The organism is Sulfitobacter sp. TCYB15 (genome assembly GCF_040435955.1).
In the GTDB taxonomy this organism is placed as follows: Bacteria; Pseudomonadota; Alphaproteobacteria; order Rhodobacterales; family Rhodobacteraceae; genus Sulfitobacter; species Sulfitobacter pontiacus.
In genome coordinates this window covers 423,959-447,191 of record NZ_CP159193.1, presented here as the reverse complement: position 1 = coordinate 447,191, position 23,233 = coordinate 423,959, and the positions used below count along the sequence as shown (strand labels likewise).

General features: G+C 59.5%; 25 protein-coding genes and 1 pseudogene. 7 read left to right on the top strand and 19 right to left on the bottom strand.

Annotation, left to right across the window (positions count from 1 at the left end; translation table 11 throughout):
- Window positions 1-70: 70 nt before the first annotated feature.
- Window positions 71-919 carry an ABC transporter substrate-binding protein gene (locus ABM428_RS02105; RefSeq protein ID WP_353628113.1) on the bottom strand — a complete coding sequence of 283 codons (849 nt, stop codon included), beginning with the start codon at window positions 917-919 and terminating at the stop codon, window positions 71-73.
- Window positions 916-1,887 carry a prolyl aminopeptidase gene (gene pip / locus ABM428_RS02100; protein ID WP_353628112.1) on the bottom strand — a complete coding sequence of 324 codons (972 nt, stop codon included), beginning with the start codon at window positions 1,885-1,887 and terminating at the stop codon, window positions 916-918. Before pip ends, ABM428_RS02105 begins: the two co-directional genes overlap by 4 nt.
- Before the next feature lie 48 nt (window positions 1,888-1,935).
- Between pip and ubiG the strand changes: the two genes are divergently transcribed.
- The gene (ubiG, locus tag ABM428_RS02095; RefSeq protein ID WP_064217204.1) at window positions 1,936-2,682 is read left to right on the top strand and encodes a bifunctional 2-polyprenyl-6-hydroxyphenol methylase/3-demethylubiquinol 3-O-methyltransferase UbiG; all 747 of its coding nucleotides are present in this window, start codon (window positions 1,936-1,938) and stop codon (window positions 2,680-2,682) included.
- Between the two features lie 12 nt (window positions 2,683-2,694).
- Here ubiG and ABM428_RS02090 read toward each other — a convergent pair whose 3' ends face one another.
- The 4 genes from ABM428_RS02090 to ABM428_RS02075 are packed head-to-tail and all read right to left on the bottom strand — an operon-like array spanning window position 2,695 to window position 4,994.
- Complete coding sequence (locus ABM428_RS02090; protein ID WP_005850847.1) at window positions 2,695-3,132, bottom strand: MarR family winged helix-turn-helix transcriptional regulator; 438 nt, start codon at window positions 3,130-3,132, stop codon at window positions 2,695-2,697.
- A gap of 9 nt (window positions 3,133-3,141) precedes the next feature.
- A complete protein-coding gene (locus ABM428_RS02085; protein ID WP_074636695.1) occupies window positions 3,142-3,972 on the bottom strand; it encodes a carbon-nitrogen hydrolase family protein in 831 nt (276 codons plus the stop codon).
- Window positions 3,972-4,229, bottom strand: a complete 258-nt coding sequence (grxC, locus tag ABM428_RS02080; protein WP_005850844.1) for a glutaredoxin 3 — start codon at window positions 4,227-4,229, stop codon at window positions 3,972-3,974. The genes ABM428_RS02085 and grxC overlap by 1 nt, the downstream gene beginning before the upstream one ends.
- Before the next feature lie 36 nt (window positions 4,230-4,265).
- Window positions 4,266-4,994: a ComF family protein gene (locus tag ABM428_RS02075; protein WP_132997663.1), complete on the bottom strand. Its 729-nt coding sequence runs from the start codon at window positions 4,992-4,994 to the stop codon at window positions 4,266-4,268.
- A 17-nt stretch (window positions 4,995-5,011) separates the two neighbouring features.
- Between ABM428_RS02075 and ABM428_RS02070 the strand changes: the two genes are divergently transcribed.
- Both ABM428_RS02070 and hemH read left to right on the top strand, forming a co-directional pair.
- On the top strand, window positions 5,012-5,830 hold the full coding sequence (locus tag ABM428_RS02070) for an SAM-dependent methyltransferase (RefSeq protein ID WP_132997662.1): 819 nt from the start codon (window positions 5,012-5,014) through the stop codon (window positions 5,828-5,830).
- A 52-nt stretch (window positions 5,831-5,882) separates the two neighbouring features.
- Window positions 5,883-6,929 (top strand): ferrochelatase, encoded by a 1,047-nt coding sequence (gene hemH, locus ABM428_RS02065; RefSeq protein ID WP_009825741.1) that lies wholly within the window; start codon window positions 5,883-5,885, stop codon window positions 6,927-6,929.
- Window positions 6,930-7,078: 149 nt separating this feature from the next.
- Here hemH and ABM428_RS02060 read toward each other — a convergent pair whose 3' ends face one another.
- Together ABM428_RS02060 and ABM428_RS02055 are read right to left on the bottom strand one after the other, a co-directional pair.
- Entirely contained in the window at window positions 7,079-7,261 is a 183-nt protein-coding gene (locus tag ABM428_RS02060; protein WP_005850832.1) for a hypothetical protein, read from the bottom strand.
- A gap of 140 nt (window positions 7,262-7,401) precedes the next feature.
- A complete protein-coding gene (locus ABM428_RS02055; RefSeq protein WP_037942384.1) occupies window positions 7,402-8,007 on the bottom strand; it encodes a L,D-transpeptidase in 606 nt (201 codons plus the stop codon).
- A gap of 171 nt (window positions 8,008-8,178) precedes the next feature.
- Here ABM428_RS02055 and ABM428_RS02050 point away from each other — a divergent pair, with 171 nt between their 5' ends.
- Complete coding sequence (locus ABM428_RS02050; RefSeq protein ID WP_005850828.1) at window positions 8,179-8,688, top strand: CAP domain-containing protein; 510 nt, start codon at window positions 8,179-8,181, stop codon at window positions 8,686-8,688.
- 32 nt (window positions 8,689-8,720) lie between these two features.
- On the opposite strand, the gene ABM428_RS02045 is transcribed toward ABM428_RS02050, so the two are convergent.
- From ABM428_RS02045 to ABM428_RS02010, 8 genes are all read right to left on the bottom strand, one after another.
- Complete coding sequence (locus tag ABM428_RS02045; protein WP_005850826.1) at window positions 8,721-9,218, bottom strand: murein L,D-transpeptidase family protein; 498 nt, start codon at window positions 9,216-9,218, stop codon at window positions 8,721-8,723.
- Window positions 9,219-9,303: 85 nt separating this feature from the next.
- A complete protein-coding gene (locus ABM428_RS02040) occupies window positions 9,304-10,095 on the bottom strand; it encodes an ion transporter (protein ID WP_005850824.1) in 792 nt (263 codons plus the stop codon).
- Window positions 10,096-10,104: 9 nt separating this feature from the next.
- Window positions 10,105-11,343, bottom strand: a complete 1,239-nt coding sequence (locus ABM428_RS02035) for a class I SAM-dependent RNA methyltransferase (protein WP_353628111.1) — start codon at window positions 11,341-11,343, stop codon at window positions 10,105-10,107.
- Window positions 11,344-11,381: 38 nt separating this feature from the next.
- A complete protein-coding gene (locus tag ABM428_RS02030) occupies window positions 11,382-13,208 on the bottom strand; it encodes an ABC transporter ATP-binding protein (protein WP_353628110.1) in 1,827 nt (608 codons plus the stop codon).
- Complete coding sequence (locus tag ABM428_RS02025) at window positions 13,208-15,049, bottom strand: ABC transporter ATP-binding protein (RefSeq protein ID WP_353628109.1); 1,842 nt, start codon at window positions 15,047-15,049, stop codon at window positions 13,208-13,210. The genes ABM428_RS02030 and ABM428_RS02025 overlap by 1 nt, the downstream gene beginning before the upstream one ends.
- A 69-nt stretch (window positions 15,050-15,118) precedes the next feature.
- Entirely contained in the window at window positions 15,119-16,303 is a 1,185-nt protein-coding gene (locus ABM428_RS02020) for a CCA tRNA nucleotidyltransferase (RefSeq protein WP_165934334.1), read from the bottom strand.
- On the bottom strand, window positions 16,282-16,878 hold the full coding sequence (locus tag ABM428_RS02015) for a CoA pyrophosphatase (protein WP_132997699.1): 597 nt from the start codon (window positions 16,876-16,878) through the stop codon (window positions 16,282-16,284). Before ABM428_RS02015 ends, ABM428_RS02020 begins: the two co-directional genes overlap by 22 nt.
- Window positions 16,868-17,854 (bottom strand): Hsp33 family molecular chaperone HslO, encoded by a 987-nt coding sequence (locus ABM428_RS02010; protein WP_064217215.1) that lies wholly within the window; start codon window positions 17,852-17,854, stop codon window positions 16,868-16,870. The genes ABM428_RS02015 and ABM428_RS02010 overlap by 11 nt, the downstream gene beginning before the upstream one ends.
- A gap of 78 nt (window positions 17,855-17,932) precedes the next feature.
- On the opposite strand from ABM428_RS02010, the gene ABM428_RS02005 reads away from it, so the two are divergent.
- Complete coding sequence (locus tag ABM428_RS02005; RefSeq protein WP_132997658.1) at window positions 17,933-18,379, top strand: NUDIX hydrolase; 447 nt, start codon at window positions 17,933-17,935, stop codon at window positions 18,377-18,379.
- An 11-nt stretch (window positions 18,380-18,390) separates the two neighbouring features.
- Here ABM428_RS02005 and ABM428_RS02000 read toward each other — a convergent pair.
- A pseudogene (locus ABM428_RS02000) lies at window positions 18,391-19,527 on the bottom strand (SpoIIE family protein phosphatase); the annotation flags it as partial.
- Between the two features lie 12 nt (window positions 19,528-19,539).
- Here ABM428_RS02000 and ABM428_RS01995 point away from each other — a divergent pair.
- Complete coding sequence (locus tag ABM428_RS01995; protein ID WP_240790847.1) at window positions 19,540-20,148, top strand: Hpt domain-containing protein; 609 nt, start codon at window positions 19,540-19,542, stop codon at window positions 20,146-20,148.
- Here the strand turns inward: ABM428_RS01995 and ilvA are convergent.
- On the bottom strand, window positions 20,111-21,343 hold the full coding sequence (ilvA, locus tag ABM428_RS01990) for a threonine ammonia-lyase IlvA (protein ID WP_353628332.1): 1,233 nt from the start codon (window positions 21,341-21,343) through the stop codon (window positions 20,111-20,113). The two genes, ABM428_RS01995 and ilvA, sit on opposite strands and share 38 nt — an antisense overlap.
- 125 nt (window positions 21,344-21,468) lie before the next feature.
- Here ilvA and ABM428_RS01985 point away from each other — a divergent pair, with 125 nt between their 5' ends.
- On the top strand, window positions 21,469-22,689 hold the full coding sequence (locus ABM428_RS01985; RefSeq protein ID WP_005850804.1) for an argininosuccinate synthase: 1,221 nt from the start codon (window positions 21,469-21,471) through the stop codon (window positions 22,687-22,689).
- A gap of 59 nt (window positions 22,690-22,748) precedes the next feature.
- Here ABM428_RS01985 and ABM428_RS01980 read toward each other — a convergent pair whose 3' ends face one another.
- Window positions 22,749-23,162, bottom strand: a complete 414-nt coding sequence (locus ABM428_RS01980) for a hypothetical protein (protein ID WP_005850801.1) — start codon at window positions 23,160-23,162, stop codon at window positions 22,749-22,751.
- Window positions 23,163-23,233: the final 71 nt, after the last annotated feature.

Genomic DNA, 23,233 nt, shown 5'->3' with positions numbered 1-23,233 from the left:
GATGCGCCGCTGTTGAGACGTCATATACGCCCGTATATGTGAAACTGCAAGCCCCGTGTGCCTGCCCTGCTTAGGCCAGCCACCAGCGTTCGGCGGCGCGCAGGTTGTCCAGCGGGCGATGCTGGCCGGTGCGCAGGGGCATGGCGATGCTGCGTGACACCGCATGGGTCACCCCGCGTGCATGGGGCAGCAAGGCAATATCATCATAGGATTGAAGGGCTTCGCCATCATTCAGGTCTGCCGCTTCGACCAGATATTCAGCCATCGCCTGCGCACGAACCTGCTGCGCGGGAATGGACACCAGTTCAACCGTATCGAACCAGCCGGCGCTGCGCCCTTTGTAGTGATCTGCCACACGTTCGGCCAAAACCTGCTGACCCGGCGTAAATCTTCGCAGACGGTACAGGCCGGTGCCGATGCCGTCGTCCATCCCGTGGGCGGCGCGGATCACATGACGCGGGTCCGCCAGCGTAAAGGGCAAGTCCATCGCGGGCGCATCCATCGTGATGCGCAGCTGATGGGGGCCTGTCGCCTCTACCACACCGTCCAGCGCGAGGGACGCAACAACATCGCGCGCGGTCATGGGATGTTGATCGTGAAACAGCACATCCTTGCGCAGATCGACCAGCCAGACGCGCCCGTCGGCGATGCCCTGCCAGGCTGTTGCCAGCTCTCCGCGCAGGGTGCCGTCAGCGGCGATTTCGGTCAGCGTATCAAAGATCAGCCCCTGCCGCGCCACCTGCATGAACAGTCCATCGCCCTGCCCCCAAGTATCGCTGCGCGCCGCCCCCGACAGCGCCATCCGCAACCGCCCGCCCGCTTTGGGCATGGAGGCCGCAGACACCCCTGTCGCCGCCAGCAAGGCCGCCGCAGCACCCGAGGCAAATAAAGCACGGCGATCCATCAAAGAGCGGGTCATTGCGCAGCAATCCTGTCCATCGTGCGCACCAGTTCGGCGCTGATGCCGGGTTCAGACAGCGCATGACCGGCATTGCGCACCATCTTCAGCTCGGCATTAGGCCAAGCCTGCGCCAGTTCATACGCGCTGGAGGGGGGGCAAATCATATCGTAGCGGCCTTGCACAATCACGCCGGGGATATGGGCAATGCGGTCCACATGCGCAAGGATTTGGCCGTCAAACTCAAGAAATCCGGCGTTGGTGAAATAGTGATTCTCGAGCCGGGCGAAGGTGCGCGAATATTCCCCCGGGCCCTCATACGACCCGCCCGACGCATGGATCGAGGCCAGCGCGTTTTCCCACGCGGCCCAGGCCTTGCCGTATTTCACCTCGGTCATGCGGTCGCCACAGAACAGCCGGCGGTGGTAGGCAGCGATCAGATCGCCGTGCTCGGCTTCGGGGATCAGGCCGGTGAACCGCGCCCAAAGATCGGGCCAAAACTTGCCCGCGCCGCCGCCATAGAACCAGTCAAGCTCCGCCTGCGTCATCATGAAAACGCCGCGCAGGATGATGTTGCGCACCCTCTCGGGGCGGGTTTCGGCATAGATCAACGCCAGCGTCGCGCCCCAGCTGCCCCCAAAGGCAATCCATTTCTCGATGCCAAGCGCTTTGCGGATGCGTTCGATATCCGCGACCAGATCCCATGTGGTGTTATTGATGACCGACGCAAAAGGCTTGGACCGCCCGCACCCGCGCTGGTCAAACAGGATCACGTGATATTTTGCCGGATCGAAATAGCGCCGCATCGACGGGCTGCACCCGCCACCGGGGCCGCCATGCAGGACCACCACGGGGATGCCATCGGGGTTGCCGCATTGTTCGACATAGATCGAATGACCATCGCCCACATCCATCATCCGCTGATCGAACGGGTCGATCGGCGGGTGAAGATATTGCACTGCGCGCTTTTGGTCCGGGATTTTGTCCATTACAGCCCTATATAGTCATTGGACCCAAAAGAGCACAGAGAGATCAGAATGCAAGCGCCTCAAAGCACTGTTGACCCCGCCGAGATCGAAAAGTTTCAGGCCATGGCCGCCGAATGGTGGGACGAGAACGGCAAGTTCAAGCCGCTGCATATGCTCAACCCCTGCCGTCTGGATTACATCACCTCCCAAATCGCCGGAGAGTTCGACCGTGACCTGAAATCGCCCGAACCGTTCCGCGGGCTCCGGATTCTGGACATCGGTTGTGGCGGCGGGCTGCTGTCGGAACCGATGGCGCGGTTGGGTGCGACCGTGGTCGGTGCCGATGCCGCAGCAGGCAACATCCCCGTCGCGCAGGTCCATGCGCAGCAATCGGGGCTCGATATCGACTACCGCCACACCACCGCCGAGGCGCTGGCCGAAGCGGGGGAACAATTCGACGTGGTGCTGAACATGGAGGTGGTCGAACATGTCGCCTCTCCTATCGATTACCTGATCGCCTGCCGCACCCTGCTGAAACCCGGCGGGCTGCACATCTGTTCGACGCTGAACCGCAACCCCAAGTCTTTCATGATGGCGATTGTCGGGGCAGAGCACGTGATGCGCTGGCTGCCCAAGGGCACCCATGAATGGTCGAAGTTCATCACGCCGGATGAACTCTTTGACCTGCTGCACAAGGCCGGCCTGACGGCGGTGGATCGCAAGGGCTTCGTGTTCAACCCGATCACATGGTCGTGGCGTCTGTCCGATCGCGACCTGAGCGTCAACTACGTCACCGCCAGCCTGAAGCCAGAGTGACCCAAACCGGCGTCAGCCTTCCAGCTGGCGCCGCAGGGCGCGCAGGGTATCGAGCGTGGCACGCACCTGCGCCTCGCCCAGATCATCGGCCACGTCATTGATCAACGGCGAGATTTGCCGGATCGCATGATCCCGCGCATTGCGCCCTGCGGGACTGATCGCCACCATTTTGCGCCGCGCATCGTCCCAATCGGGGCGGATATGCACATAGCCCGCCCAGACCAGTTTATTCAGCGTATTCGTCATCGCGCCACGGGTGACATTGAACGTCTCGGCCAGCTGCGCGGGGGTCTTTTCACCGTCATGCCAGGCCAGATTGTTCAGCACCGAAAAATGCGAAATCTCCATGCCTTTGGGCAGCGCCCGGGTCAGCCGGTTGCGCATCCGTTGATCAGCCGACAGCAATTCGCTGATCAACGTGATCGCAAGTGAGTTTCGATTTTCCGTCATAAGCCGTTACTAAGGTGCCTTGAAATCCCGCCGGTTGGCAAGACTGGGTACGCGGGTACGTGCCTCTTGTACACGCGCCATGTCCAGCGTGAACGGATAAATGCCCGGCGCGGTGCCCGCATCCAGCAGCACCTCGCCCCACGGGGCAACAACCAGCGAATGGCCGTAGGTGTCGCGGGTCTTGTGGCTGTCGCTGGCATGGGTGCCAGTCTGCGCGGGGGCTAACACGAAACACCCTGTCTCGATCGCGCGGGCCCGCAGCAGCATGTGCCAATGCGCGGCACCGGTCACGGGCGAAAACGCGGCGGGCATGGTCAGGATCGTGGCCCCCGCATCCGCCAGCGCCTGATAGAGCTTGGGGAAGCGCATGTCATAGCAGATGCTCATCCCGATTTTGGCGAAAGGCGTCTGCGCCACAACCGCCTGATCGCCGGGGCGGTAGCCCGCCGATTCGCGGTAGCTTTCGCCCGCGTCGATATCCACGTCGAACATATGGATCTTGTCGTAGCGGGCTTTGATCTGCCCCTGCGGATCAATCAGGAACGACCGGTTGGCAAAGCGCCCGTCCGCATCCCGCGTTTTCAGCCCAAGCGACCCGATCAGCAGCCAGATGCCCGCCTCTCGCGCCACATCCCGCAGGGCGGCGAGGGTGATGTCATCGTCTTCGTGCTGCAAAACGCTGCGCTGGTGGTCGCGGCTGGTCGAGACGCAGTTCGTGACCTCTGGCGTGAGGACAAACGCCGCCCCCTGCGCCGCGGCATCGCGCACCATCTCTACCGTGCCCGCCAGATTGCGGGCCGGTGTATCGCTGACGTTCAGCTGGATCAGCGCCGCCTGCATCAGGAGGCCAACAAAGCGTCCAGCTTGCCCGCACGCTCAAGCGCGTAAAGGTCATCACAGCCGCCGACATGGGTGTCGCCGATAAAGATCTGCGGCACAGTGCGCCCGCCATTGGCACGTTCGATCATCTCGGATTTACGCTCTGGCTGGGCAAGCACGTCGACCTCGGCAAAGCTCACGCCTTTTTCATTCAGCAGACGTTTGGCGGCATGGCAAAAGCCGCACAGCGGGGAGGTATAGATCTCAACAGGTTGCATGTTGATGTCCTTTCAACAAATGGGTTGGATCAAGACTTAAGTATCTTTTGCCACTCTTGCCAGTGTCACAACGCAGATTGGCCCTGCGCGTGCGTCCAGACAGGCCCGCGCCGACGCCTGTAATGTCGCGCCCGATGTCATCACGTCATCCACCAGCAGCACCGGACGGCCACGCAGCAGGTCGGCGCGGCGGGGATGGGCGGTGATCGCGCCATCCAGATGGGCAATGCGTTCGCGACGTCCCTTCCCCTCTAGCGCGGCGGTGCGTCGGACGCGGCGCAGCGCGTCGGGGCACCACCCAAGCTTGTGTTCACGGGCAAGCGCACGGGCCAGCAGGGCCGATTGGTTGAACCGCCGCTTCCACAGCCGCGCGTAATGCAGCGGCACAGGCACAACCAAAGTGTCAGGCGTGACGAAGGGCGCGATCACCCGCGCCATCCAGTGTCCTGCGGGTTTGGCGATGTCCTGACGGTCGCCGTGTTTCAGCGCCAGCACCAGCCGGCGGCCGGTATCTCGGTACAGAAGGGCTGCGCGCCCGTGGTCCCACGGCGGCGGCGCGGCAAGGCACGCGTCGCAGCGCACGTCTGTCTCGGACAGATCGCCCAGCAAGGGAATACCGCAGGTTTCGCAGACCACACCTTCAATGAACCCCGTGTCGCGCCAGCACGGACCGCACAGCCCCCCATGAGCAGTCACCCACGCCCCGCACGCCAGACAGGACGGCGGGTAAATCAGCGCAACAGCGGTTTGTAACTGGTCTCGCATGATCTTATTATCCTTTCATGAACGCTTCACACACCCTGACCGATCGCGCGGCGCTGACCCGCAACCGCAGCCGCGCCACCGATGACGCCCTGTTCCTGCACCGCGCCGCGCTTGAAGAGGTCAATGATCGGCTGTCGCTGGTTAACAGAACCTTTACGTCAGCAGCGATTGTCACCGGCTTCCCGCAGGTCTGGGGCGCGCTGCATCCGAACGCGACGCTGGTGGAGGACACCGATACCCTTGCGCTGACCCAAGGCGCGCATGATCTGGTGGTCCATGCGATGGGGATGCATTGGGCGAATGATCCGGTGGGTCAGATCATCCAGTCACGCCGTGCCCTGCAACCCGACGGGCTGTTTTTAAGCGTTGGTTTCGGCGGGCAGACCCTGCACGAGCTGCGCGCCTGCCTGGGTCAGGCCGAGGCATCGATCACCGGCGGGCTGTCGCCGCGGATCGCCCCTATGGCCGAGTTGCGTGATATCGGCGGTCTGCTGCAACGGGCGGGGCTTGCGCTGCCGGTGGCGGATTCCGTGACGGTGACGACCGAATACCGCGATATCTGGCACCTGATGCGCGACCTGCGCGCCATGGGAGAGGCCAACGCGCTGACCAGCCGCCTGCGCCGCCCCAGTGGCCGCGCGATCTTTGACGCGGCGGGGCAGCTTTACCGCGACCACTACGCCACGCCAGAGGGACGCATCAAAGCAAGCTTTGAGCTGGTCTTTCTGGCGGGCTGGGCACCGGCGGACAGCCAGCCCAAACCCCTGCGACCCGGCTCTGCGCAGCAGCGCTTGGCCGATGCGCTGGCCACGGCAGAAACGCCGCTGCGCGATTGACGCGCGACCATAACCGTTTATCTCAGCGCTAAACGCAGAAAAGGAATGCCAGATGACGCAGCAGCGCCCAGCCCATGCACAACCTGACCACCCCACCGTGCCCGCCCCCAAGGTGGGTATCCTGCTGGCGAACCTCGGCACGCCGGACAACTATGATTACTGGTCAATGCGCCGTTATCTATCGGAATTTCTGTCGGATCGCCGCGTGATCGACTATAGCCCGTGGAAATGGCAGCCGCTGCTTCAGCTGGTGATCCTGTCGAAACGCCCCTTCACCAGCGGGGCCGCGTATAAGTCGATCTGGAACCACGAGGCGGGGGAAAGCCCGCTGATGACCATCACCAAACAGCAAACCGCGAAGATAAAAGACGCGATGCAGGCGCGGTATGGTGACGCAGTCATGGTCGATTACTGCATGCGCTACGGCAACCCGTCGACCCAATCCAAGGTGGCGGCGATGACCGCTGCGGGCTGCCAGAAGATCCTGTTCTTCCCGCTGTACCCGCAATACGCCGGTGCCACCTCTGCCACTGCGAATGACGCGTTTTTCGCGGCGCTCGCCAAAGAGAAATGGCAGCCCGCCGCACGCACGGTTGAACCCTATTTCGACCGCCCCGATTATATCGAAGCGCTCGCCACCTCGATCGAGAAGGCCTACGCCAAGATGGAGACAAAGCCCGACAAGCTGCTGTGTTCCTATCACGGTGTCCCGCTGCGCTATTTGATGGAGGGCGATCCCTACCACTGCCAATGCCAGAAAACGACGCGCCTGCTGAAGGAACGGCTGGGCTGGGACGACACCCAGATCATGACGACCTTCCAGTCGAAATTCGGCCCCGAAGAATGGTTGCAGCCCTATACGGTGGAAGAGGTCGCGCGGCAGGCCGAAGCCGGCAACAAAAAGATCGCGGTCTGTGCCCCTGCCTTTTCAGCCGATTGCATCGAAACGCTGGAAGAGATCAACGAAGAGATCAAGGAAAGCTTTGAACACGCGGGCGGGGAGGAGTTTCACTATATCCCCTGCCTCAATGACGACGACTTGCACATCAAGGCGCTGTCCAATGTGATCGAGGAAAACCTGCAAGGCTGGATCGACTAATCCCCCGCGCCGCTTGGACCTGAAAACAAAGAAAGCGCCTGTGGCTACAGGCGCTTTTCTTTTGTCCGCTTGTCATCTGATGCCAAACGGCAGACATAAAAAAAGGCGGTGTAGAACACCGCCTTTTTCTAACTGAAACTTCGACCGAATTAGTCGGAAGCAACTGCAGCAGCAACAACGGCCAGCAGCAGCAGAGGAATCAGGATGCCCGAGGAAGAAGAGGTGGACTCTTCAACGATGACGGGTGCTTCGATGATTGGCTCTGCCAGCGAACCAGCAAATGCATTCGATGCAGCAGCTGTCAGAGCAGCGGCGAGAACGAGTTTCTTCATAACATAACCTCCAGAAAAGGCGTACTTCACAGTGTGATAGCACGCGCCCAAGACTTACCTCGTAAAACTTTCTAAACAGCATCAGCGGGCAATTGCAAACCCGGATTCAGCTTTTGAGCACCACAATCGCTAAAAAGTTGTCAAATAAGCAACACTTGGGTGCCGACGTTCGCCATGCCAAAAAGTTCAGCAATATGTTCATTGTACAGGCCGATGCAGCCATTCGACGAACGGCGCCCGATCTTGCGTGTGTCATGCGTGCCATGGATACGGTAGTACGTCCAGCTCAGGTACAGCGCGTGGGTGCCCAAGGGGTTGTCAGGGCCCGGTCCGATCACCGCTGGCCACTCTGGGTTGCGTTCCAGCATCGACGGGGTCGGACGCCATGTGGGGCCGACGACCTTCTGGATCACGCTGGTACGCCCACGGCGGGTCAGTTCCTCGGTCAGCGGTACGCTTGAGGGGTACAGTTTGTAGATCGACTGATCCTCGGACCAGTAATGCACCGCGCGGCTGTCGATATCGACAAGAATGGCCCCGTTCTTGGTGTCGCTGAAGTAAGGCTGCCAATCCAGCGTGCGGAAGCTGGAGGTGTTGCGACGCACCGTCTCGGTCAGATCACGCTCCGTCTCCGTGGTCGCTTCGCTGTTGACGCTGCTTTGCGCCAGCGCGGGCGTTGCCAACATCGCGGCGCTGCCAGCAAGGAAAGCACGGCGCGACGAAAGGGTAAATTTCTTATCAGACATCAGATGTCTCCTGAAGGTAGTTACAACCTAGTATAATACTGTCGTATATGGCTCGAAAGTCGCAGTTTCAAATCAAACAAGCGTTAACAGGCGCGCTCACGCTCATGTGCGTTTGATCTGCAACGCATCAAGCTGTATGGCACGACAAACCCAATTGCGTGGAGTTGCGCCATGATCCGTCTGTTTTCAATCCTTATTTCCCTGACCGTGGCGCTGGCGGCCTGTACCCCTGCACCGACCCCGCTTGCATCCGACGGTCGCCCCGGCCCTACCGTCTATAAGATTGGGCGCAATGATACCGGCAAGCTGCAATTCCGCATGCTTGATTCCGTGAACGCGCTGCGCGGTGCCTCCGGTCTGGCACCCGTTCAACTGGACGCACAGCTGAACGCCGCCGCCGCGACCCATTCTCGGGATATGGCGGTGCAGAACCGCCCCTGGCACTTCGGGTCTGACGGGTCGTCCCCTGTCGATCGCATCCAACGTGTAGGGTATACCGGCGCTTTGGTCGGCGAAGTCATTTCGGAAACCTACGAGACCGAGCTCGAAACACTTGCCGCGTGGATGGAGAAGCCGGACACCCGCCGCATCATCATGTCGAAGGACGCTTTGAACATGGGCTTTTCCTGGCATCAGGAAAACAACGGCAAGATCTGGTGGACCATGGTGATGGGGAAGTGACCGCCAAGGTCACCCCCGCTTTTAACTAGATATCAGGGGTTCAGTGCGATGGGGGTGTTATCCCCGACCATCGCATAGATCTCCTCCATCTCGTCGTTCGAGACAGAGATACATCCCCACGTCCAATCGGTGCGATTCTTGTCCTTGGCGGTCTTTTGACCGTGGATAAAGATATCGCCACCGGGGCTTTTGCCCAAAGCTTCCGCGCGGGCGCGGTCCATTTCATTGGGGTAGTTGATGCCGATCGACAGGTGGAAGCGGCTGTTCGGATTGCGCCGGTCGATCATATAGATCCCTTCGGGCGTGCGTCCGTCACCTTCGTACACCTTGTGGCCCACAGGCGCGAACCCCAGTTTGATATCATATGATTCCAGCACCTTGTCGTGGTGCATCAGATACATCCGGCGGTCGCCCTTGTTGACGATCACATAGGTGACCTGCGGCCCGTTGTACCGTTTGAATTTACTGCTGCTGCAGGCCCCAAGCGCGACCAGCGCGGTGCCACCCAGAATCAGGTTTCTGCGTTTCATGTTCACTATGCCTCGTTCCCGCGACCTTTTCGGCCTTATGTGGATGCCCTATCATGTAGCAAATATCGATGCGGTCAAAAAGCCGTTACTGGCGGCTGTGCTCTGCCAGCTTCTTTTCGATCGCTTCCAGCTTTTCCATCACCTCAAGCCGGTAGGCATCGGTGCGCACGGTCTCTTCCTCGTTATGCGCGTCCTGCATCGAGTTCACGATCAGACCCACCAGCAAGTTCACCACGGCGAAGGTCGTGACCAGAATAAACGGCACGAAGAAGACCCAGGCATAGGGGTAGACCTCCATCACCGGGCGGACGATCCCCATCGACCAGCTTTCCAGCGTCATGATCTGAAACAGGCTATAGGCGCTGGCGGGCAATGACCCGAACCATTCGGGGAACTGGTCGCTGAACAATTTGGTCGCGATGACGGACCCGATGTAAAAGATGATCGTCATCAGCAGGAACACCGACCCCATACCGGGCAACGCGGTGATAAACCCTTCGACGACGCGGCGCAGACGCGGGGCGACGGACAGCACCCGCAAAACCCGCAGGATACGCAGCGCCCGCAAGACAGACAGCCCCTGCACCGCGGGCACCAGCGCGATGGCAACGACCGTAAAGTCAAAGACATTCCACCCGTTGCGGAAGAATCCGACCCCGCGCGCAATGATCTTGAGCGTGATCTCGGCGATGAAAATGAACAGGCAGACGCGATCCAGAAACAGGATCAGCGTGCCGTATTTCTCCATCAGGGCGGGGGCTGTCTCCATCCCCAGCAGGGCGGCGTTGAACACGATCACACCGATGATGAAATTGCTGACGGCCCGCCCTTCGACCCATCTTCCCAGACGTTCCCGCATGTTTACCGTGCCCACCATAGATCTGCGTTATTTACGTTTGCGTTGTACTTCCGGCGCAGTGAACTGCGCTGCCAGCTCCACATGGGATGACCAGCGGAATTGATCAACGACTTGCACCCAATTCAACGTATAACCGGCGGCAATCAGCACGGCGGCGTCCCGCGCGAAGGTGACGGGGTTACACGACACATAGGCCAGCACCGGCGGCATCGCTTTGACGATCTCGGCGATCTGGGCCTCGGCCCCCGCGCGCGGCGGGTCGATGACCACGGCGTCGGTCTTGGCCAGCTCGTCCGGCAGCAAGGGACGGCGGAACAGATCGCGCGCCTCTGTCGTGACGGGTTTAAGCCCAGTCGACATGCGCCACCCGTGATCCAGCGCGGCGGTCATAGCGGCGTCACCTTCGACGGCGTGTACCTCTGCCTGATCGGCCAGGGGCAGGCTGAACGTGCCGCAGCCGGCAAACAGGTCAATCACATGACGCGCCTCACCGACAGCCTCGCGCACGGCGGTGACCAGCGCCGCCTCTCCGTGCGGGGTGGCTTGCAGGAAGGCACCGGGCGGGGGTGTCACCTTGGCCGCACCGAAACGCTGCACGGGCGGCGTGCGCATCGCGATCACCTCGCCGTCCCAGGTCAGCCGCGCCAGCCCCAGACTGTCGCACAGATGCGCCAGTTCTTGCCGCAAGGGGCCGTCCAGCTCTTTCCCGTTCTGGACCGAGATATCGAGCCCCCCGCGCGATGCGGTCACCGTTACAGCCAGTGCGGCCTTGCGGCTTGTACCGATCACGGCAAGTTTTTCGGCAATCGGCAGCGCGCCCATCACCGCAGGGTCCAGCAGCTGGCACCCAGGAATTTCGATCACCACATCAGACCCGCGCCCGTGGAAACCGGCCATCGCGCCCTTTTTGGTGCGCTTCGCCGCAAAGGTTGCCCGACGGCGCGATTGCGCGGGCGAGGTTTGCAGTTGCTTAAAAACAGTCTCTATCCCGTGGGCATCCAGCGACGCCTTGACCACGCCCAGCTTGAAATCCGCGACATAGTCATCCGACGCATGCTGCAACTGGCAGCCGCCACAGGCCTTGAAGTGGCGACACGGCGCCGACACCCGGTTCTCTGACGGGGTGACGATACGGATGTCGGTCAGGGTCTGACCGTCAGGCGTGCCTGTCACCACCTCGCCCGGCAGGGTCATAGGAGCAAATAAAGGGCCGGGCGCAATGCCGTCGCCCAGGTGGCCAAGTCGCTGGATTGTATATTCTGTCATGCGCAGGGCTTACCGCGAAGCCGGGCGCAGCAAAAGCCTTATTCTGCGGCCTTCATATCCAAAAACCCGCCCGACTGCCGCCGCCAGTAGCGGGCATAAAGCCCGTCTTTGGCAAGCAGCGCCTCATGGGTGCCGATCTCTACGATGCGGCCCGCGTCCATCACGGCGATGCGGTCCATCTTGGTCAGGGTCGACAGACGGTGGGCGATGGCCATCACGGTCTTGCCCTCCATCACGCGGGTCAGCGCGCTTTGGATCGCGGCTTCGACCTCGCTATCCAGCGCGCTTGTCGCTTCGTCCAATATCAGGATCGGCGCGTCCTTGAGGATCGCGCGGGCCAGCGCAATACGCTGACGTTGCCCGCCCGACAGCTTCACCCCCCGTTCCCCCAGATGCGCGTCATAGCCGCTGCGGCCCGTGTGGTCCTGCATCTTCTCGATGAACTCATGCGCCTCGGCCTTACGTGCGGCGGCGATGACCTCTTCCTTTGTCGCGTCGGGCATGCCATAGCGGATGTTGTCAAACGCCGACCGGTTGAACATCGCGGTCTCCTGCGTGACCATCCCGATCTGACGCCGCAAGCTTTGCTTGGTCACACCCGAGACATCCTGCCCATCAATCGAAATGTGACCCTGTTCCGCCGTATAGAGCCGCAGCAAAAGCGACACCAACGTCGATTTTCCCGCCCCCGATGCGCCGACGATGCCCAGCTTCTCTCCCGGTTTGATCGATAGGCTCAGCTCTTCGATACCGCCCGTATCGCGGCCATAAGTAAAGCGCAGCCCGTCAAAGCGGATCGCCCCTTCGTGCACCTCCAGCTCTGCCGCGTTGTCTGCATCGCGCAGCTGCTGCGGCGCGGCCAGCGTGCGCATCCCGTCTTCGACCTCGCCCACATTCGCATAAAGCGCCATCAGCGTGAAACTGACCCAGCCCGTCATTTGCGCCAGCCGAAGCGACACCGCCCCCGTCGCCGCGATATCGCCCGCCGTCACCAGACCCAGCGACCAGTACCAAAGCGCGCCGCCCACCAGCAGCACCGGCAGAAACCCCGCAATCGTCATCAGCCAGAACCGGAAAGAGACGCTGACCCGCCCGAAATCGAGGCTCGTATCCAGAAACTTGCGCATCGCCCCCAAGGCGGCGCGGTCCTCGTGATCGGCATGGGCGAAGAGCTTGACGGTTTTGATGTTGGTGATCGTATCGACCACCTGCCCCGTCACCATCGCGCGCGCCCCTGCCCGCGCTTTGGAATGTTTGCGGACCCGCGGCATGAAGTGGCGGATCAGGAAAACATAGCCCACCATCCAAAGCACCAGCCCCGCAGCGATGCGCCAATCCACCGTGCCAAGCAGCATCACCGCGCCGACAAAGGACGCGGCGGCGAAGAGCACCGTATGCAGTACCTCGGTCACGACATCGGTCAGCGCGCGGCTGGTCTGCATTTCCTTCTGCGAAATCCGGCCCGCGAAATCATTGTCGAAAAACGTGACTGCCTGCCCCAGCGTGTAGCGATGCAAGCGCGACAGCACGAGGTTGAACACATTCGGCGCGACCACGATCGACTGCATATACGAACTAACGCCGAACAGCGCCGGACGCAGCAGCAAAAAGAACGCCAGTCCCGCCAAGAGCAGCCCCGTATGATCCGAAAATACGGCCCCCGCCTCGGCGGCAAGCGCCGCATCCACAACCCACCCAAGAACCAGGGCGGCCATCACCTCTATCACGCCGGCGAAAATCGACAGCACGCCCGCGACGCCAAGCGCAGGGCCGCTGCCCTTCAACGCCCAGCGAAAAAAGGCCGCCAGACGGCGCGGCGGCTCTGTCGTGGCGGGGGAAAACGGGTCGATCCATGTCAAAGGCATTACGATGTCGGCTCTTCTGTGCGAAGGAACCCGCCGGATTGCCGGTTCCAGAAATCTGCATATAGCCCGCCTTGTCCCAAAAGCACCTCATGCGTGCCTTCTTCGACGATACGGCCCCCGTCCATGACGAGAATACGGTCCATTTCAGCGATGGTGGACAGGCGGTGCGCAATGGCGATGACGGTCTTGCCCTCCATCATGCCGTACAGGGTCTGCTGGATCGCGGCCTCTACCTCGCTATCAAGCGCGCTCGTCGCTTCGTCCAGCAAAAGGATCGGCGCGTTCTTGAGGATGACCCGTGCCAGCGCGATGCGTTGCCGCTGCCCTCCCGACAGCTTCACCCCCCGCTCGCCAACCTGCGCATCATAGCCGGATCGCCCGCCCTGATCGTTCAAATCCTGAATAAAATCATGTGCTTGGGCCTGTTTCGCTGCGGCAATCACCTCTGCCTCCGTCGCGGTGGGACGCCCGTAGAGGATATTTTCGCGGATCGACCGATGCAGCAAAGCATTGTCTTGCTGCACCATCCCGATCGCCTGCCGCAGGCTGTCCTGCCGGACGGTGGTGATATCCTGCCCGTCAATCAGAATACGCCCGCCTTCGGGGTCGTAAAACCGCAGCAACAGCTTGACCAAGGTCGATTTGCCCGCGCCCGACCGCCCGATCAGGCCGATCTTTTCCCCCGGCTGCACGGTGATATCCACCTGATCCAACCCGCCCGAACCACGGCCATAATGATGGGTCAGCCCGCGCATTTCCACCCGCCCGTCGGTCAGGGCCAGCGGCTTGGCATCGCTGTCGTCAACCAAGGTGATTGGCTGCGCAATCGTTTCTAGCCCCTCGGCCACGACGCCAAGCTGCTGGAAGAACGTCGATAGCGCCCACATGATCCAGGCGGTCATGGAGTTCAACCGCAGCGTCAGCGCCGTCGCAGCGGTCACCACGCCCACCGTCGCGTTGCCGGTTGACCACAGATAGAACGCCCAGCCTACGACCCCGACGATTAACAAACCGTTCAAGCTGACCAGACAGATATCCATGATGGTGAATATCCGCATTTCCTTTTGAAAAGTGACGCGCGCATTCTCGATGGCGCCCTTGGCATATTCAATCTCGCGGTCATGGTGAGCGAACATCTTGACCGAATGAATATTGCTGTAACTGTCGACCACGCGGCCCGTCACCTCTGACCGCGCATCCGACGCGGCCTGCGACGCGACCGCAACACGCTTGATCGTCCATTGGGTCAGCACAGCATAAAGCGCGAACCACGCGACCAAGGGGATCAGCAGTTGCCAGTCCGACGTGGTTAACAAAATCGCTGCGCCGATGAGATAGGCCAGCGCATAGGAAATCGCGTCAAAAACCTGAAACACGACCTCTCCCGCCGCGGGGGGCGTTTGCATGATGCGGTTGGCGATGCGCCCGGCAAAGTCATCCTCGAACCAGCCGACCGATTGCCGCAGCACCTGCCGGTGTCCGCGCCAACGGAAAAGTGTGCCGTAATTTGGCAACACAGCGTTGTTCAGCAGTAACACATGAACTGCCTGCACAGCAGGACGCGCGATCAGGATAAGCAGCGCGACGACGATAAACTCCGCCCCATAGCTGCGCCATACCTCGGCCGGGCTGCCGTCCATCAGATCGACAAGACGGCCCATATAGTAGATCAACCCGATCTCGATCGCCGCGACCACAACGGAAAGCACACCCGTGACCCAGAACACCGTTTTGAACGGCGCGCTGTAGTTGCGGAAAAAGGGCCACAGCCGCGTGGGCGGCGTGTCTTGCTCGGCGTAATCCGCATAGGGATCGACAAGATTTTCGAAAAATCGAAACATAATTCACCTGTAGGGCGCGTGTTCGCCGCCACTATAGAAAGAGCCGCGCCGAAAAGACCACAGGTTGCGTCAGCTTTCTGGCGTGTTCAACAAACTGTCCCGCGTCGCCGCAAACCCCGAAGCGATCCAGAGCGCCCTAAGCGCGGCCAGCCGCCTTCCCAAAGCAGGTCCGGTGTATTCCGGCATCAAATCAGCGGCTTGAACGGGAAATACGGCAGCTTCGGCCTGCGCGATACGATCAAGCACTGCCGCATCGGGTGGCGTTTCAGACAGGCACGCGCGCAGCACAACAACCGCGCGCGCCATATCGCCGCCGTCGATATGGGCAATCGCTGCGATAGATTCCGCGCCATATGCCGCCTCTTTCAGCCGATGCAGGTATTTCACATCTGCCTTGCTCAGCCTAAGGCGCTGGTAGGTATCCTCACCGCCAAGCGCTGCCAGCCGCGTGCGCCAGTCCACAGACATCTGCAACAGCTGTTCGAAATGCACGACCATCCCGAGCCAGCGGTCGTCGCTCCCCGGCAGAATTGTCCCCAAAACGCCGGTTTGACGCATCGCAGCTACCGCTGGCGCAGGGTCCGGCGCAGTTAACAGCTTCGTAAGCTCTGCTCCGATCCGCTCCGCCGACAGGCTTTCCAACCCATCGGTATGCGCTGCAATCGCGGCCAAAGCCTCCGGATCAAAGCCCTCGACCGGGTCCGCATACCACGCGCAAAACCGGAAATAGCGCAAGGTGCGCAGGTAATCTTCGCGGATACGTTGGGCGGCATCCTCGATAAACCTCACCCGCCGCGCGCGCAAATCAACAAGACCTTCAAGCGGGTCGATCACCCGCCCCTGCGCATCCGCATAAAGCGCGTTCATCGTAAAATCACGGCGCAACGCATCGTCGAGGATACTGTCCGAAAAAGCGACAACCGCGCGTCGCCCGTCCGTTTCCACATCCCGGCGGAAGGTCGTCACCTCGAACCCCTTACCGCCGCTGACCACGGTGACAGTTCCATGTTCCACGCCCGTCGGTACGGCTTTCAGCCCAGCGCGCGCGGCAAGAGCCATGACGCGTTCGGGCAATGCATTGGTCGACATGTCGACATCGCTATCCGCCACGCCCAAAAGCGCGTTCCGCACACAGCCCCCGACAAAATAGATCGCATGCCCGCCGTCCGTCACCGCATCGCATACGGCTTGGGCATCGGGGTCGGAAAGCCAGCGCGTGCTGGCAGGAAGGGTCACATCATACGTTCTGTCCATGCCCGCAACATACGCGCGGTTGCCCCCCAAATGTAATAGGGCCCATAAGGAACCGTGTAATAATACCGTCGCTGCCCCTGCCATCGGCGCGACTGGACCACGTAATTTTCGGCGTTGAGCACATGATCAAGTGGAACGGTAAAGACTTCCTCAACTTCGCCGGGTTCGGGGATAATTTCGAAGTCTTTTTTCACGAAGGCAATGACGGGCGTCACCAGAAAGTTCGTAACTGTCTCATGTGCGGGCAGCGTACCCAAGACGTCGACCAGATCCGAGGGCAGGCCGATTTCTTCCCGTGCCTCGCGTAGGGCTGCGGCAACGACATCCGCATCACCGCCATCCTGCTTGCCGCCCGGGAAGGCAATTTGCCCCGGATGGTGCTTTAGCGCGGACGACCGCTTGGTCAGGATAAGTTCCAACCGCCCGCCCCGATCAACGATCGGGGCCAAAACGCCAGCTGGCCGCAATATCCGGTTCGCCGGTGGCGTAGACCCTTTGTTAAGGTCAAAATCGGAAGACGTGACACCAGTTTGTGCCAGCGCCTTCCGAAAATGGGCGAGCTGATCAGCTGCCACTGTTGTCTTCTGCCTCGAACCCGACTGTTTTCGGGTCCAGATCATAATGCGCGCCACAGAACTGGCAGTCGGCCGTGACGCGGCCGTCGTCTGTCGTCATCGTTTCGATATCCCCCGCCGAATAGATCGACAGGCTTTGCCGCACACGATCTTCGGAGCAGGTGCAGCCAAAGCGGACCGCCTGCGCGTCGAATACGCGCGGCATCTCCTCGTGAAACAGACGTTTCAAGAGATCTGTCGGCGGCAGGCTCGGCCCAATCAGTTCAAGCTCGTCTACCGTATCCAGCAACACGTTGACGCGGCGCCAGTTATCCCCCTCTTCACCGTCGACCAGATCAGTGGCTTGCAGCACCTCGCCGCTACCTTCCCCTTGCGCGGCAAAGGGCGAGGCTTTGGGCATATGTTGCAGCATAACACCGCCGGCGCGCCAATGCTCATCCTCCCCCGGGGAGGTGGATTTGCCAAAGCTCAGCTCAAACCGTGTGGGCAGTTGTTCGGACTGCGCGAAATACGCCTCTGCACATTCGGACAGCGATTTACCGGTAAGCGGCGTAATCCCCTGATAGGGGGTCATACCGTTGCCCTGATCGATCATTATGGCAAAATACCCCTCGCCCACCTGATCAAAGGCCGGCCCATCGGTGATCCGGTCGGCGTCATAGCTGGCGTAGGCACGGATGCGCGCGGGTTCACCATCCTCCGTCGGGCCGTAGTAATCTGTCGCAATCATGCGCACGGGCCCTTTGGATTGGACCTGCAGCTGCAATTTCCAGCGCAGCTTAATGGTTTGCCCGATCAGCGCCGTAAGCAAAGCCATTTCGGCGACCAACGCCTCTACCTTTTCGGGATAGTCATGCTGACGCAAAATCCCTTCCAGCACGCCATCCAGACGCGCGACGCGCCCCCGAATATCAGAGGCATCGAGTTGAAAGGGTAGAACGGTGTCGTCCCACGCGATTTTGTTTCCTTGGGTCATTTGACTTTCCTTACCGGCAGACGGTTGGCATACCGCGTCTATATAAGGGCAACAAGCCGTGCGAAAAGGGGGAGTCATATGATGCGACGCGTTGGGGAACCGCCCATTCCGGGAAAAACATACACGTCGCGCCCCGGAGCCTATGCGATTTTGCCCCTCAAGGGTCGCTTTTTGATGACCGCCCAGCTTAGGCCACATGTTGATATTCAGTTGCCAGGCGGTGGCATTGACCCCGGTGAATCGCCTCTCCAAACGCTCCACCGCGAGGTGATGGAAGAGATTGGCTGGACCATTGCGCGCCCCCGGCGGTTGGGCGCATTCCGACGATACGTCTATATGCCGGAGTATGACATCTGGGCCGAGAAAATTTGCAATGTCTATGTCGCCCATCCCGTCCGTCATATTGCCCCCCCGATAGAGCCTGACCACGCAACAGTTGTTCTGTCGGGGGAAGAGGCCGTTTCGGTGCTAGGCAACGATGGAGATCGGCACTTTCTTGAACGGTTTCTGGCGGCAAGGTCCTGAAATTCGAAGCAGATGCCGGAAACATCATCAGGAAAGTCAGCCGTCCCCGCATGATCTTCTAGCCGCGACGTGAGCGCGTCAAAGAAAAGCGGCCCCCTGATGGGGTGCAGATCATGTAGAACCTGATTTAAACCATTATCGTCCAGCATTTGCCCAATCGGGTCAGGACATTCCGTCACCCCGTCGGAAAGCACGATCAGACGGTCGCCAGGGTAAAGCTGGCTCGCGACTGTTTCATATTGCGCATCGGCAATCAGCCCTACGGGCAGCCCGCCTCTCCCGAAGTTTTCCAACCTGCTGTTGCGTCGCTGAATGAAGGGGTGCGGGTGGCCGGCCTGGGTTGCCCTGATCCTGCCGGTATCAAGTTCAATTTCCGCCAGAAAAAGTGTGAAATACTGCTCCGATTCCATGTCAGAGAGCACTAGGCTGTTCAGCTCGGCGATTACTTGGTCGGGCGGGCGCATTTTATACGTCCCGTCAGATTGGCGTGCCAATGCCAGGTTTTGCTCAGGTGCGACGGCGGAAAATATACCGGCCAAACGGGCGGCCATCAGAGCCGAGCTCACCCCGTGACCGGACACATCTAGCCCGTAAATCCCGATGCTATTTCCCGCTGTGAAATATCCCACCAGATCGCCCCCTACATGCCCGCTGGACCTGAGCATCAAAGACACGGTACCCGCATCGAAGGCGCAGTACGGTTCCTGCAAAAGGGATTTCTGAAACTTTCGCGCTTCGTCTAGGTCCCGATCCAATGCGTCATGTACGTTTTGCAACGCGTCCAAAGCTTCACTAATGACACGGTTTTTCGACGATAATTCACGCTGCATCGTCAAAATGCGTTCGCCCGCCATGATTCGCGCGCGTAGCTCGTCAACGTTGACTGGCTTGCTGACAAAATCGTCCGCACCGCTGTCCAACCCTTTAACCACCTCGGACTTATCAGATTTTGCCGTCAGTAAAATGAAGTACCCGTAGCTGCCCTTCGAAAGTTTGCGAAACGCCTCGCAAAATTGCAGCCCCGACATACCCGGCATAATCCAATCGCTGATGATCAGATCCGGTAGCGTTTGTTCGCAGACCGCCAATGCCTCTTCAGCAGAGGCCGCTTCCTGCACATCGAATCCCCATCGCGACAGTGTCGCCATCAAGATTCGCCGTTGCAGCGCGCTATCGTCGACAACCATAGCTGTTTTGATCGCGCGAAACCGCTGCGGCGTGTTTGGTCGGGCTATTTTTTCAATCTTGTTCTGCAACATTCAAAAGCTTTCGGCATCTTCGCCCCGAGCCTAGCCAACGACAGATTAAGATTCGGTGAAGCCCAAAAGTTTTTAAGTGATGATCGCCCTGCACGCTTTGTTAGGAATTTTGCCCCACATTGGCCGGAGAAAGAGGGCGAATCAGTGATTGACTGGGAACAGGTCACGACCTTGCAGGCCGCTGTTGGGCGCGACGACTTCAGCACAATTATGTGCGTGTTTTTTAAGGAGGTGGAAGAAGCCAATGCTCAGCTAACGATGGACGTAACGACCGATCAGTTTCGCGATATACTTCACTTTGTGAAGGGCAGCGCGTTAAGCGTGGGGTTTGTCGAATTGTCAGAACAATGCGCGCAGGCCGAAGGCAATTTTGCCGGCAGCCATCAAATCACATCTATTTGGAAGGAGATCCTTACCAGCTATGAAAAATCGAAAGAACATTTCCTATCGAACACGGGGACCTGCATTGCGCCTATAGAACAAATTGAGCCAAGGTTTCGTCATTCGTGATGTCCGTATAGGTAAATCCTGCGTCCTTCAGTTGCGCCAAGAACGGCCCAAAACTGTCAGGGCTGCGTGTTTCAATTCCGATCAGGACAGAGCCGAAGTTTCGCGCAGACTTCTTCAGGTATTCAAACCGACAGATGTCATCGTCCGGGCCGAGAATGCTCAAGAATTCTTTCAGTGCACCCGGGCGCTGCGGCATCCGCAGAATAAAATATTTTTTGACGCCGGAGTACCGCTGCGCCCGCTCTTTCACCTCTGGCAGACGCTCAAAATCGAAGTTTCCGCCGGATGCTACGCATACAATGGTCTTGCCCTTGATCTGGTCAGCTACTTCGCCCAGCGCCTCAATAGATAGGGCACCAGCAGGTTCTAACACGATGCCTTCAACATTCAGCATTTCGATGATCGTGACGCAGATGCGGTCTTCGGCCAGATGGATCACATCACTCTCTGCGACACGATCCAACCGTGCAAAGTTACGTTGGCCAATTTTTGCGACCGCGGCCCCATCGACGAAACTATTGATAGGAGACACATCCACCGGTGCACCCGCGGCCAAAGCTTTGGCCAAACTAGGGGCCCCTTCAGGTTCAACAAAGCTATACCGGCACTCATTTTGAAAATAGCTGTAAACGCCGGACGAAAGACCGCCGCCACCAACGGGAAGCAGAATGTGGTCGGGCACGCGCCCTAACTGCTCCTCTATTTCAACCGCAACGGAGGCTTGCCCCTCAATGACATCTTCATCATCGAAAGGAGACAGAAAATGCGCACCCTCTTCCACGCAATACTGCTGCGCCGCGGCGAGCGTTTTGTCAAAGTAGTCGCCGATCAAGCAAACCTCGACCTGAAGCCCACCGAACATCTTGGTTTTCTGAATTTTCTGTTGAGGCGTCGTGACGGGCATGAAAATCACACCTTTCACACCGAAATGACTGCACATAAATGCAACACCTTGGGCGTGGTTGCCCGCACTTGCACAAACGAAAACAGACTTCTCGGGGATCACTTTGCGCATGGCGTTGAACGCTCCACGCAACTTATATGATCTAACGGGGCTTAGGTCTTCGCGTTTCAACCATATGTCAGCGTCGTATTTTTCTGACAGATGTTCGTTGCGCATCAAGGGGGTGGCGGGAAACACCTCTCGCATCTGTTGCGCTGCGCTGCGTGCTGCAGTTTTAAACATATCTGTCATCTCATCGACCTTACCGTTGAATACTTGTCGATACGATTCCCAGGTGACGCGGTCAACGCAGCCTTCAATCTTGCTCACGCCTTGAAAAACAGGTACTTCGCGGTGCAAACCGAAAAGGAAACATCATGTCCGCGCCCAAAAAAGTTGTGCTCGCCTATTCTGGTGGGCTTGATACCTCGATCATCCTGAAATGGCTGCAAACCGAATATGGCTGCGAGGTGGTTACCTTTACCGCTGACCTCGGCCAAGGCGAAGAGCTTGAGCCCGCCCGCGCCAAAGCTGAAATGATGGGCGCATCCGAGATTTACGTGGAAGACGTGCGCGAAGAATTCGTGCGCGATTTCGTCTTCCCCATGTTCCGCGCCAATGCGGTCTACGAAGGCCTATACCTGTTGGGCACCTCCATCGCGCGCCCTCTGATTTCCAAGCGCCTTGTTGAAATCGCCGCCGAAACCGGCGCCGACGCCGTTGCGCACGGCGCGACAGGCAAGGGCAACGATCAGGTTCGCTTCGAATTGGCGGCCTATGCGTTGAACCCCGACATCAAGGTGATCGCGCCATGGCGAGAATGGGACCTGTCCAGCCGGACTAAATTGATCGAATTTGCCGAAAAACATCAGATCCCCGTGGCGAAGGACAAACGTGGCGAAGCGCCGTTTAGCGTGGACGCGAACCTGCTGCACACCTCTTCGGAAGGCAAAGTGCTGGAGGATCCGGCCGTGGACGCGCCCGACTATGTGTACCAGCGCACCGTCTCGCCAGAGCAGGCACCAGATACGCCCGAGTATGTAGAGATCGGGTTTGAACGTGGCGATGCGGTTAGCATCAACGGCGAAGCCATGTCGCCCGCGACACTTCTGGCTAAATTGAACGAACTTGGCGGCAAACATGGCTGCGGGCGCCTTGACCTTGTCGAGGGTCGTTTTGTCGGGATGAAATCCCGCGGTATTTACGAAACGCCGGGCGGCACCTTGCTGCTTGAAGCACACCGCGGGATCGAATCAATCACGCTCGACCGTGGGGCGATGCACCTGAAGGACGAGCTGATGCCGCGCTATGCGGAGCTGATCTATAACGGTTTCTGGTACAGCCCCGAGCGCACCATGCTGCAAGCGGCGATTGATGCCTCGCAAACCCATGTAACCGGTACAGTTCGACTAAAATTGTACAAAGGCCACGTGCGTACCGTCGGCCGCTGGTCGGATCATTCGCTGTATTCCGAAGCCCACGTGACATTTGAAGATGACGCTGGTGCCTATGATCAAAAAGACGCGGCGGGCTTCATTCAGCTGAACGCGCTGCGCCTCAAGCTCTTGGCCGCACGCGATAAGCGCCTCAAAGGGTAAACAGAAAAGGCCCGGACAGGGGGATATTCTGTCCGGGCCTTCTTTTGGGTTAGAACGGTTTACTCTGCAGTAATAACCGTCATCACCAATTTACCGTCTGGCTTGATCGGGCCGTCTTCTTTGGCGCCCAATGTGTATTCAAAGCCGCCGGTTTTCATGCCGCCCTCTTCGGAGTGGACCATGAGCATCAACATATCGCCGGATTTCACTTCTTCTTGCAGAATGGCGGCAACGTCGACGTTTTCACCGGCACGCAGAGGCGCGTAGCCGACAACGGGGCCGGGTTTCATCTCGGCATCTGTGCGGTGAACGACCATCCAGCCATTTTCAGTTGCCATCACCTTATCGGCGCTGACCACACCGTTGGATACATCTTGATCCATCGCTTCGACCATCGCGTTGCTGTGTGCGGCGGCGAAGGCTGTACCCGTGGCAAGCGTGAGAGCCAGAGCGGTTGCTGTAAACATCTTCATGTTAAATCTCCTTGTTGCGTGGTTCTTCATGACGAGTCACGCAACATGAGATGATTTAGTTTCGATAAATC